The organism is Pseudomonas sp. Sample_10 (assembly GCF_004321495.1).
In the GTDB taxonomy this organism is placed as follows: domain Bacteria; phylum Pseudomonadota; class Gammaproteobacteria; order Pseudomonadales; family Pseudomonadaceae; genus Aquipseudomonas.
Map to the genome: position 1 here is coordinate 1 of NZ_RCOE01000079.1, position 11,329 is coordinate 11,329.

The window sequence follows — 11,329 nt, forward strand, 5'->3', positions numbered from 1 at the left end:
TCGTGGTTGTAACGGGGACTGTCGAGGACATCGCTGCCGGCTTCGAGCTCGAACAAGCCGTCCCGCTCGGTCACTTGCGATCTGATCTGTTGCATGGCCGCTCCACTGTTTTTTTGATTATTGTTGCTCATCAGGGACTGGCGGAATCAATAAACGTGCCGAGTGCCCCGCTTGCGCATCGGGCAGTTCCATAACACTTTGCAACCAACTGATGTTTATCGGTTTTATTGACTGAATGAAGTATGTGCCGTGCCACTCAGGCCGAATGCCAGGCAAGTTGTCCGAACAGTCAGGACTCAATCTGGTGCGTGAATTTTTTTTCAAAGTCGCGCATACACCATAGACCAATCTCAAACAGCTGATTTCACATAAGAAATCTTGACCATATTTAGATCCTGTCAAGTGCGTCAAAATGGTGAGCGGCCTCACCATTTTGGTGAATTTCAAGTTAAACCTATATTTTTCATATAGTTATGAAAGGAATAAGCTTATAAAAAATATTCTTGCCGATTCCATAAACTGCAGCTAGCGTTTAATCCTGACAGCGCTGACAGGAATAGCCCTTTCAGCACTCGTTTCATATAAAACACTTAGAACCGGTATCAGCCGGTCATTGCCTGCGAGGAACTCGGAATGTCTCTGTTGATCCGTGGCGCTACCGTTATTACCCATGATGAAAGTTATCGCGCCGACGTGTATTGCGCAGACGGCGTAATCAAGGCCATCGGCGAAAACCTGGATATTCCTGCAGGTGCAGAAATGCTCGATGGCAGCGGCCAGTATCTGATGCCCGGCGGCATCGACCCGCACACGCACATGCAACTGCCCTTCATGGGCACCGTGGCCAGCGAAGACTTCTTCAGTGGCACGGCGGCGGGACTGGCCGGCGGTACCACGTCGATCATCGACTTTGTGATTCCCAATCCGCAGCAGTCCTTGATGGAGGCGTTCCATCAGTGGCGTGGCTGGGCCGAGAAGTCAGCCTCCGACTACGGCTTTCATGTGGCCATTACCTGGTGGAGCGAGCAGGTCCGTGAAGAGATGGCTGAGTTGGTGATCCACCATGGAGTCAATAGCTTCAAGCATTTCATGGCTTACAAGAACGCGATCATGGCCGCCGATGACACCCTGGTGGCGAGTTTCGAGCGCTGCCTGGAATTGGGTGCAGTGCCCACCGTGCATGCCGAAAACGGTGAGTTGGTCTATCACCTGCAACGCAAACTGATGGCCCAGGGTATGACCGGGCCGGAAGCGCATCCGCTGTCGCGCCCTTCGCAAGTTGAAGGCGAAGCCGCGAGCCGGGCGATCCGCATTGCCGAAACCCTCGGCACGCCGCTGTATCTGGTGCATGTCTCGACCAAGGAAGCCCTCGATGAAATCACCTACGCCCGGGCCAAGGGCCAACCGGTCTACGGCGAAGTGCTGGCCGGGCACTTGTTGCTGGACGACAGCGTCTATCAGCACCCGGACTGGCAGACCGCCGCTGGCTACGTGATGAGTCCGCCGTTCCGCCCTCGGGGTCATCAAGAGGCGCTCTGGCATGGCTTGCAAGCGGGCAACCTGCACACGACCGCCACCGACCACTGTTGTTTCTGCGCCGAGCAAAAAGCCGCGGGCAAGGATGATTTCAGCAAAATTCCCAACGGCACGGCCGGTATCGAAGACCGCATGGCGGTGCTGTGGGATGAAGGTGTGAATACCGGGCGCTTTTCGATGCAGCAATTCGTCGCGCTGACGTCCACCAACACCGCAAAGATCTTCAACCTCTATCCGCGCAAAGGCGCGATCCGGGTCGGCGCCGATGCCGATTTGGTGCTGTGGGACCCGCAGGGCACGCGGACCATTTCCGCCAAGACCCATCACCAGCAGGTCGACTTCAACATCTTCGAAGGCAAGACCGTGCGCGGCGTGCCGAGCCATACCATCAGCCAGGGACGCGTGGTCTGGGCCGATGGCGACCTGCGCGCAGAACGGGGTGCCGGGCGCTATATCGAACGGCCGGCGTATCCGGCGGTGTTTGATTTGCTGAGCAAGCGGGCGGAGTTGAATCAGCCCACGCCAGTGAAACGCTGACCCGATTCCCTGTGGCGAGGAAGCTTGCTCCCGCTGGACTGCGCAGCAGGCCGCATTTGGGGCGGCTTCGCCACCCAGCGGGAGCAGGCTCCCTCGCCACAGGGTGAAACAAAGAACAGTGCCCGTTCAGAGGCAGCACCTCAATTCACCGTGAGGCCAGAAACCGTGATCAAGACCCTCGACCATCTCCCGCACCCCGCTGAGAGCGCCGCCGCCCTCGCCGGCCATTTCACCGATCTGGCGCCCCCGCTCAATGATCGCCAGGCGCATCTGGAGGCCTCGCGCTGCCTGTATTGCTACGACGCGCCGTGCGTGAACGCCTGTCCGAGCGAGATCGATATTCCTTCGTTCATCCGCAATATCCAGCAGGAAAACGTGCAAGGTGCGGCGCAGAAAATCCTCTCGGCCAACATTCTCGGCGGCAGCTGCGCCCGGGTTTGCCCGACGGAAATCCTTTGCCAGCAAGCCTGCGTGCGCAACAACGCCCAAGAGTGTGCGCCAGTGCTGATTGGCCTGTTGCAGCGCTATGCCGTGGACAACGCGCACTTCAGTGAGCACCCGTTCCCCCGCGCCGCCGCAACCGGCAAACGCATCGCCGTGGTCGGCGCCGGTCCGGCCGGGCTGTCCTGTGCGCACCGCAGTGCCATGCACGGGCATGACGTGGTCATTTTCGAGGCCCGGGACAAGGCTGGCGGACTTAACGAATACGGGATCGCCAAGTACAAACTGGTGGACGACTACGCGCAAAAGGAACTGGATTTTCTGCTGCAGATCGGCGGCATCGAAATCCGTCACGGACAAAAACTCGGTGACAACCTGAGCCTGAGCGAGCTGCATCAACAATTCGACGCGGTGTTTCTCGGCCTCGGTCTGGCAGCGAGCAAGCAACTGGGGCTGGCCCACGAAGACGCACCGGGGCTTCTGGCCGCGACCGATTACATCCGCGAACTGCGCCAGGCCGATGACCTCACCCAGCTACCGCTTGCCGAGCATTGCATCGTCCTCGGCGCAGGCAACACCGCCATTGACATGGCCGTGCAAATGGCCCGCCTCGGTGCTCACGATGTCAACCTGGTGTACCGCCGTGGCGTCGAGGACATGGGCGCCACCCACCACGAGCAAGACATCGCCAAGGCCAATCAAGTGCGCTTGTTGACCTGGGCCCAACCGCAAGAAGTGCTGCTCGATGACGCTGGCCGGGTGCGCGGCATGCGTTTCGCCCGCACCCATCTGGTCGAAGGACGCCTGCAAACCACCGGCGAAACATTCGAGCTGGCCGCCGACGCGATCTTCAAAGCCATCGGCCAGGCCTTTGACGGCAGCGCCCTCGCCGACCCATTAGCCCGTGAACTCAAGCGTCAGGGCGAGCGCATCGAAGTCGATGAAAATCTGCGCACCAGCATTCCCGGGGTGTATGCCGGTGGCGATTGCACCAGCCTCGACCAGGACCTGACCGTACAAGCGGTGCAACACGGCAAGCGCGCCGCCGAAGCAATCAACACTCAACTGATGCTCAACGTGGAGGCTGCGTAAATGGCCGATCTGTCGATTGTCTTCGCTGGCATCAAGTCGCCCAATCCGTTCTGGCTGGCCTCCGCGCCGCCGACCGACAAGGCTTACAACGTGGTCCGCGCCTTCGAGGCGGGCTGGGGCGGTGTGGTCTGGAAAACCCTGGGTGAAGACCCGGCGGCGGTGAACGTATCGTCACGCTATTCGGCGCATTTCGGGCCGAACCGTGAAGTGCTGGGTTTCAACAACATCGAACTGATCACCGACCGCTCGCTGGAGATCAACCTGCGGGAAATCACCCAAGTGAAAAAGGATTGGCCGGACCGCGCATTGATCGTGTCGTTGATGGTGCCTTGCGTCGAAGAGTCCTGGAAACACATTCTGCCGCTGGTGGAGGCCACGGGCGCCGACGGTATCGAGTTGAACTTCGGTTGCCCCCACGGCATGCCGGAACGCGGCATGGGTGCGGCGGTCGGCCAGGTGCCGGAATACGTCGAACAGGTCACCCGTTGGTGCAAGACGTATTGCTCGCTGCCGGTGATCGTCAAGCTCACGCCGAACATCACCGACATCCGCGTCGCCGCCCGCGCGGCTCACCGTGGCGGTGCGGATGCGGTGTCGCTGATCAACACCATCAACTCCATCACCAGCGTCAACCTGGAGCGCATGGTCGCCAACCCCATGGTCGGCAGCCAAAGCACCCACGGCGGTTATTGCGGGTCGGCGGTCAAGCCGATTGCCCTGAACATGGTCGCCGAAATTGCCCGCGACCCGCAGACCCATGGCCTGCCGATCAGTGGCATCGGCGGTATCGGCAACTGGCGCGACGCCGCGGAATTCATCGCGTTGGGCTGTGGTTCGGTGCAGGTCTGCACCGCGGCGATGCTCCACGGTTTCCGGATTGTCGAGGAGATGAAGGACGGGCTGTCGCGCTGGATGGACAGTCAGGGCTACACCAGCATCGCGCAGTTTTCCGGGCGCGCGGTGGCCAACACCACGGACTGGAAATACCTGGACATCAACTATCAAGTGATTGCCAAAATCGACCAGCAGGCCTGTATCGGTTGCGGTCGTTGCCATATCGCCTGCGAAGACACCTCGCACCAGGCCGTGGCCAGCCTGAAAAATCCCGACGGGACCCATCGTTATGAAGTGATTGATGAAGAATGTGTGGGTTGCAATCTATGCCAGATCACCTGCCCGGTGCAGGATTGTATCGAGATGGTGCCCGTGGACAGCGGCAAGCCGTTTCTGGACTGGAACCATGATCCGCGGAATCCGTATCATGTCAGTCCTTGAATGCAGTGGGGACGCCATCTCGGGCAAGCCCGCGATGGCGTCAGCAGCAACAGCGCAGACCTCAAGGCCCTCGACCTATCAGTTCTGCTAGTAGACGCCATACGAAATATCTTCGAAGCTGGTACACATTCAGTTCGCCAGCGAGGACGGTGTCATGCAGGTCTCATCATTGAAGATTTTGTGTCGCTACGTATACGACCCGCTGGACCGGCTCATAGGCATGGGGCTTGTGGAAACAGTTAGCACACAGCGCTTCTACCAAGCGAACCACCTGATTACCGAGTTGGGGCAGCAGACACAGCGAACAATCTTCCGTTATGAAATTCAACCGCTGGCGCAGCAACACAATGCAGCGGGCGTTTCAGAAACCAAACTGTTGGCGACTGATCAGGCCCATTCACTGCTACGGACCGCAGAGCAGCAAGTGGCCTACACCGCTTACGGCCATCACCCTACGGAAAGTGGTTTAAGTCGCTTGATTGGATTTAACGGTGAGTGTCCCGACCCTGTCACCGGTCACTATCCGCTGGGACAGGGCACACGAGTTTTTAATCCGGTGTTGATGCGTTTCAACAGCCCGGATGTGTTAAGTCCTTTTGGTAAAGGTGGCATCAATGCATATATGTATTGTGAGGGAAATCCGATCAATTACTTTGACCCGACAGGCAACATAAAAGAGTTAATCAAAGCCTTTGCAAAAACCAGTATTACTCAGACGCGTACCAACAATGCGCTCAAAACCATTAGACCCACTTCTTCCACCATCAGCCGAAACAGGCAGGCGATCAGCTCAGCTCCACGACCAATGCCAACCGCCGAAATTTTAACGCCCGAGTTGGCGCAACTTACCCTCCCCTTGCCTAAAACTAAAATGCCCGCAAACGGGATCACCGTTTCGCTCGAAGAGGGAAGCCTGCTACAAGCCGGAAGAAGGTTTGACGAACTTAAGTCGACGCACAACATAAAAACAGTGGCCACCCGCGAACAGGTGGAATTACTGCTTTCACACAAAAAACAAGTTCAATCCGCCACGACCGCCACCGCCAAGCAACTCATCACCGAAAAATCTAATGGAGTAATACTCCACATCAAAAAAACCAGCGTGGACTATCATGAGGCTCAAGTTGCCAATATAAGGCAGTCAGGCAGTAGCTCAACGTCGTCAGTTTGATTGTTATCATTTGATTTACGGCTCCAACCCGATCCCCCGCAAAATCACGCCGGTCACCGTCTGTATCGCCCGCTCGAACTGCATGTCCGACAGCGGCTGATGGTCATTGAGGATGTTCACTTGGTGGTCGAAGTCGGCGTAGTGCTGGGTCGAGGCCCAGATCATGTACAGCAGGCTTGAAGGCTCCACCGGCAGGATGCGTTTGTCGTCCACCCACTGGCGGATCTTCGCTTCTTTCATCTTGGCCCAGTCATACAGGCTCGCATCCAGCGCTACGCCCAAGGTCGGCGCACCGTGGATGATTTCGTTGGCCCAGACTTTCGAGCCATACGGACGGCTGCGCGAATGGTTCATTTTTGCGCGGATGTAGCTGCTGAGCACTACGCGTGGGTCGTCGAACATCTCGAAGCACAGCGCGTCTTGCTTCCAGACTTCCAGCAGGTCGAACAACACCGCGCTGTACAACTCGGTCTTGGTGCTGAAGTAGTAGTGCAGGTTGGAGCGCGGAAGGTCTACTTCGGCGGCGATATCGGCCATGGCGGTGCTGCCGAAACCTTTCTCGGCGAAGACCTTTTCGGCCCCCAGCAGGATTTTCTCGACGTTACTGCGACGAATCTCGATCTTGTGATTGCCCATAAGGGCTCCCTGACAACAGCGTTAAACAAGACTATCACCCGCTCTGGCTTGGGGCGACAGGGCAAAACGAGAACAACCTCCCATCAGCTGCGCAAGTCATCGTATAACTTCCGATTGACAACTCTGAAACGTCCCGTAAATAATCGCCGTCAATGTTGTACGACGACGTATGACAAACAATAAAAACAAAAAAGAAAGGGAACGTCACAGTGAGCAAACACGCGCGCAATTCGTCCATCCGCAGTTCACGCCCCACCTTCGCCCGTCGCCACACCCTCAGCCTGATCGGTTGCAGCAGCCTGGCCCTCGCCCTGCCCATGACCAGCCAGGCCGAAGGCTTTACCGATGACGCCAAAGCCACGCTGAACCTGCGCAATGCCTACTTCAATCGTAACTACACCAACCCTGCCTATCCTCAGGGCAAGGCCGAAGAGTGGACGCAGAACTTCATCCTCGACGCCAAGTCCGGTTTTACCCAAGGCCCGATCGGCTTCGGTGTGGACGTGCTGGGGATGTACTCGCAAAAGCTCGACGGCGGCAAAGGCACCGGTGGTACGCAACTGCTGCCGATCCACAGTGACGGCCGCCCCGCCGATAACTTCGGGCGCCTGGGTGTAGCGCTCAAAGGCAAAGTGTCGAAAACCGAGTTGAAAGTCGGCGAGTGGATGCCGGTGCTGCCGATCCTGCGCTCCGACGACGGTCGTTCGCTGCCGCAAACCTTCCAGGGCGGCCAGGTGACTTCCACCGAAATCAGCGGCCTGACCCTTTACGGTGGCCAGTTCCGCCAGAACAGTCCGCGCAACGATGCGAGCATGGAAGACATGTTCATGAACGGCAGATCGGCGGCCTTCAGTTCCGACCGCTTCAACTTCGGCGGTGGTGAATATGCGTTCAACGAAAAGCGCACCCAGGTCGGCGTGTGGTACGCCGAACTCAGCGACCTTTACCAACAGCAGTATTTCAACCTGAGCCACAGTCAACCCATCGGTGCCTGGACCCTGGGTGCCAACCTTGGCTACTTCATCGGCAAGGAAGACGGCAGCGCGCTGGCGGGTGATCTCGACAACAAGACTGCATTCGCCCTGCTCTCGGCCAAGTACGGTGGCCATACCTTTTATGTCGGCTTGCAGAAACTCAGCGGTGACGATGCGTGGATGCGCGTCAACGGCACCAGCGGCGGCACCCTGGCCAACGACAGCTACAACTCCAGCTACGACAACGCCAAGGAAAAATCCTGGCAGGTACGTCACGACTACAACTTCGTCGCCTTGGGCGTTCCGGGTCTGACCCTGATGAACCGCTACATCAGCGGCGACAACGTGCACACCGGCACCGTCACTGACGGCAAGGAATGGGGTCGCGAATCGGAACTGGCCTACACGGTGCAGAGCGGGCCGTTGAAGAACCTCAACGTCAAATGGCGCAACGCGAGCATCCGCAAGAGTTTCAGCACCAACGAATTCGATGAGAACCGCTTGTTCATCAGCTATCCGATTTCGTTGTTGTAAGGGAGATTGATTGCAGGCACAGAAGCACTGTGGCGAGGGACTGTGGCGAGGGAGCTTGCTCGCGCTGGGTCGCGCAGCGGCCCCCTGCAAACTTCCAATAGTCCCGCTGTGTCTGCGTTCAAGACTGCTCTGCGGCCGAGCGGGAGCAAGCTCCCTCGCCACAGGATCAATGGATGCCGATTTAACCCTCCGTCAATTTCCACCAAAGTCGCGTTGACAAGATACAGAAAGCCTAACGATACTCCTGCGTAGTCGTACGACAACCTACAACGAACCAATAACAATAACCGCTTGTTCAGGGATTCCCATGACGACCACTGCAACCGCCCAAACGCCCTTCAATCGCCTGCTGCTGACCGGCGCCGCCGGTGGCCTGGGCAAAGTCTTGCGCGAAAGCCTGCGCCCGTATGCCAACGTCATTCGCCTGTCGGATATCGCCGAGATCGCCCCGGCCATCGATGACCGCGAAGAAGTGGTGCCCTGCGACCTCGCCGACAAGCAAGCCGTGCATCAACTGGTCGAAGGCGTGGACGCCATCCTGCACTTCGGTGGCGTGTCCACCGAGCACTCGTTCGAGCAGATCCTCGGCGCCAACATCTGCGGCGTGTTCCACATCTACGAAGCGGCACGCCGGCATGGCGTCAAACGCGTGATCTTTGCCAGCTCCAACCACGTTATCGGGTTCTACAAGCAAGACGAAGTCATCGATGCCCACTCGCCTCGTCGCCCGGACAGCTACTACGGCTTGTCCAAGTCCTACGGCGAAGACATGGCCACGTTTTACTTCGATCGCTATGGCATCGAGACCGTCAGCGTGCGCATCGGCTCGTCGTTCCCGGAGCCGCATAACCGCCGGATGATGAGCACCTGGCTGAGCTTCGACGATCTGACCCAATTGCTCGAACGCGCGTTGTACACCCCCAACGTCGGTCACACCGTGGTGTACGGAATGTCCGACAACAAAGACATCTGGTGGGACAACCGCTACGCCGCCCACCTGGGCTACGTCCCACAGGACAGCTCCGAAGTGTTCCGCGAAAAAATCGAAGCGCAGCCAATGCCGGCCGCTGATGATCCGGCGCGGGTCTATCAGGGCGGTGCTTTTTGCGCAGCCGGCCCGTTCGGTGACTGAAGCCAGAACGCTTACCACTTGATCCCACAACAAAAACCCAAGGGAATGAGTTGCCATGCAAGCCGAATTGATTGTCGATGCCCGTAACGCCGTCGGTGAAAGCCCGGTGTGGGTCCCCGAGGAAAATGCCCTGTACTGGGTCGATATTCCTGCCGGTGGCCTGCAACGCTGGAGCGCCGATACCGGGCACGTCCATGCCTGGAAAACCCCGGAAATGCTTGCCTGCATCGCCCGTCATCGCGACGGTGGCTGGGTCGCCGGCATGGAGAGCGGCTTCTTCCATTTGCACACGCACAACGACGGCAGCCTCGACAGCGAGTTACTGGCTGTCGTCGATCACGCCCGCCCCGACATGCGCCTCAACGATGGCCGCTGCGACCGCCAGGGACGTTTCTGGGCCGGCAGCATGGTGCTGAACATGGGCGCCAATGCGACCGACGGTGCGCTCTATCGCTACAGCGCCGGGCAGCGTGGGCCGCTCGAGGCACAACTGAACGGCTTCATCGTGCCCAATGGCCTGGGTTTCAGCCCGGACGGCAAGACCCTGTACCTGTCGGATTCGCACCCCAACGTGCAATTGATCTGGGCCTTCGACTACGACACCGTCAGTGGCACACCGTCCAACCGCCGAGTGTTCGTCGATATGAACCACTTCGACGGACGCCCCGACGGCGCGGCGGTGGATGCCGACGGCTGCTACTGGATTTGCGCCAACGACGCCGGCTTGATCCATCGTTTTACCCCTGACGGCCGTCTTGACCGCTCACTCAGCGTACCGGTGAAAAAACCCACCATGTGCGCCTTCGGTGGCAGTCGTCTGGACACCTTGTTCGTGACCTCGATTCGCCCGGGTGACGACCATGACGACCAGTCCCTGGCCGGCGGCGTGTTTGCTCTCGACGCTGGTGTCAGAGGCTTGCCCGAACCCCCATTCAACCCCTCGCCAACCGGATTCATAAGCTGACGCTTCTGCTGCACCGCTGTGCCTTGAATAAAAAAAACAACAAAACTGGAGACACCCCCATGAACTTCAAACGCACCTTGCTCGCCGCTGCACTCCCACTCGCCTTCACCCTCAGCAGCGCCGTCCACGCACTGGAAATCAAATTTGCCGACATTCATCCCGCCGGTTATCCGACCGTCGTGGCTGAAGAGCAACTGGGTAAAACCCTGGTGGCCGACAGCGACGGCAAACTGACCTTCAAGATGTTCGCCGGCGGCGTGCTCGGCTCGGAAAAAGAAGTGGTCGAACAAGCCCAGGTCGGCGCCATCCAGATGGCCCGGGTCAGCCTCGGCATCGTCGGGCCGGTGGTGCCGGATGTGAACGTGTTCAACATGCCGTTCGTGTTCCGCGACCAGGCGCACATGCGCAAGGTCATCGACGGTGAAGTCGGCGACGAGATCCTCGACAAAATCACCAACTCCGAATTCAACCTGGTGGCCCTGGCCTGGATGGATGGCGGCACCCGCAACATCTACACCAAGAAACCGGTCCGCAGCCTGGAAGACCTCAAGGGCATGAAGATCCGCGTTCAAGGCAACCCGATGTTCATCGAAACCATCAACGCCATGGGCGGCAACGGTATTGCGATGGACACTGGCGAAATCTTCAGCGCCTTGCAGACCGGGGTGATCGACGGCGCGGAAAATAACCCGCCGACGCTGCTCGAACACAACCACTACCAGAACGCCAAGTTCTACAGCCTGACCGGCCACCTGATCCTGCCTGAGCCGATCGTGATGTCGAAAATCACCTGGAACAAACTCACGCCGGAACAACAGGCCCTGGTGAAGAAGACCGCCAAAGCCGCGCAGGCCCAGGAACGCACCCTGTGGGATGCAAAATCCGCCAGCAGCGAAGAAAAGCTCAAGGCTGCCGGGGTCGAGTTCATCACCGTCGACAAAAAACCTTTCTACGAAGCAACCGCCTCGGTTCGCGAAAAATACGGCGCGCCTTACGCCGACCTGATCAAGCGCATCGAAGCCGTTCAGTAACCCTCC

At 58.6% G+C, this 11,329-nt stretch carries 10 protein-coding genes; 8 read left to right on the forward strand and 2 right to left on the reverse strand.

Features of this window, described 5'->3' with window-relative positions:
- Nucleotides 1-95: hypothetical protein (locus tag D8U18_RS29010; RefSeq protein WP_241664309.1), on the reverse strand; the 95-nt coding region annotated here is incomplete at its 3' end.
- A gap of 538 nt (nt 96-633) precedes the next feature.
- Here D8U18_RS29010 and hydA point away from each other — a divergent pair.
- From hydA to D8U18_RS07335, 4 genes are all read left to right on the forward strand, one after another.
- The gene (gene hydA, locus D8U18_RS07320) at nt 634-2,073 is read left to right on the forward strand and encodes a dihydropyrimidinase (RefSeq protein ID WP_131107366.1); all 1,440 of its coding nucleotides are present in this window, start codon (nt 634-636) and stop codon (nt 2,071-2,073) included.
- Nucleotides 2,074-2,238: 165 nt separating this feature from the next.
- Nucleotides 2,239-3,606 (forward strand): NAD(P)-dependent oxidoreductase, encoded by a 1,368-nt coding sequence (locus D8U18_RS07325; RefSeq protein WP_131107367.1) that lies wholly within the window; start codon nt 2,239-2,241, stop codon nt 3,604-3,606.
- Nucleotides 3,607-4,881, forward strand: coding sequence for an NAD-dependent dihydropyrimidine dehydrogenase subunit PreA (gene preA / locus D8U18_RS07330; protein WP_131107368.1), 1,275 nt, complete (start codon nt 3,607-3,609; stop codon nt 4,879-4,881).
- A gap of 154 nt (nt 4,882-5,035) precedes the next feature.
- A complete protein-coding gene (locus tag D8U18_RS07335; protein WP_131107369.1) occupies nt 5,036-6,052 on the forward strand; it encodes an RHS repeat-associated core domain-containing protein in 1,017 nt (338 codons plus the stop codon).
- A gap of 15 nt (nt 6,053-6,067) precedes the next feature.
- Here D8U18_RS07335 and D8U18_RS07340 read toward each other — a convergent pair whose 3' ends face one another.
- Nucleotides 6,068-6,688 (reverse strand): TetR/AcrR family transcriptional regulator, encoded by a 621-nt coding sequence (locus tag D8U18_RS07340; protein ID WP_056852877.1) that lies wholly within the window; start codon nt 6,686-6,688, stop codon nt 6,068-6,070.
- 236 nt (nt 6,689-6,924) lie between these two features.
- Here D8U18_RS07340 and D8U18_RS07345 point away from each other — a divergent pair, with 236 nt between their 5' ends.
- The 4 genes from D8U18_RS07345 (at nt 6,925) to D8U18_RS07360 (ending at nt 11,323) form a co-directional block, all read left to right on the forward strand.
- Nucleotides 6,925-8,196: an OprD family porin gene (locus tag D8U18_RS07345; RefSeq protein ID WP_131107371.1), complete on the forward strand. Its 1,272-nt coding sequence runs from the start codon at nt 6,925-6,927 to the stop codon at nt 8,194-8,196.
- Nucleotides 8,197-8,503: 307 nt separating this feature from the next.
- Nucleotides 8,504-9,328: an NAD(P)-dependent oxidoreductase gene (locus tag D8U18_RS07350; RefSeq protein WP_130904765.1), complete on the forward strand. Its 825-nt coding sequence runs from the start codon at nt 8,504-8,506 to the stop codon at nt 9,326-9,328.
- A 55-nt stretch (nt 9,329-9,383) separates the two neighbouring features.
- Entirely contained in the window at nt 9,384-10,292 is a 909-nt protein-coding gene (locus tag D8U18_RS07355; RefSeq protein WP_131107370.1) for an SMP-30/gluconolactonase/LRE family protein, read from the forward strand.
- Between the two features lie 59 nt (nt 10,293-10,351).
- Nucleotides 10,352-11,323, forward strand: a complete 972-nt coding sequence (locus tag D8U18_RS07360; protein ID WP_056852881.1) for a TRAP transporter substrate-binding protein — start codon at nt 10,352-10,354, stop codon at nt 11,321-11,323.
- The last annotated feature ends 6 nt before the right edge of the window (nt 11,324-11,329 follow it).

Coding starts and splice junctions, on each gene's coding strand:
- preA (WP_131107368.1), top strand. CDS start 3,607: ATGGCCGATCTGTCGATTGTCTTCGCTGGCATCAAGTCGCCCAATCCG.
- D8U18_RS07350 (WP_130904765.1), top strand. CDS start 8,504: ATGACGACCACTGCAACCGCCCAAACGCCCTTCAATCGCCTGCTGCTG.
- D8U18_RS07335 (WP_131107369.1), top strand. CDS start 5,036: ATGCAGGTCTCATCATTGAAGATTTTGTGTCGCTACGTATACGACCCG.
- D8U18_RS07355 (WP_131107370.1), top strand. CDS start 9,384: ATGCAAGCCGAATTGATTGTCGATGCCCGTAACGCCGTCGGTGAAAGC.
- D8U18_RS07340 (WP_056852877.1), bottom strand. CDS start 6,688: ATGGGCAATCACAAGATCGAGATTCGTCGCAGTAACGTCGAGAAAATC.
- D8U18_RS07360 (WP_056852881.1), top strand. CDS start 10,352: ATGAACTTCAAACGCACCTTGCTCGCCGCTGCACTCCCACTCGCCTTC.
- hydA (WP_131107366.1), top strand. CDS start 634: ATGTCTCTGTTGATCCGTGGCGCTACCGTTATTACCCATGATGAAAGT.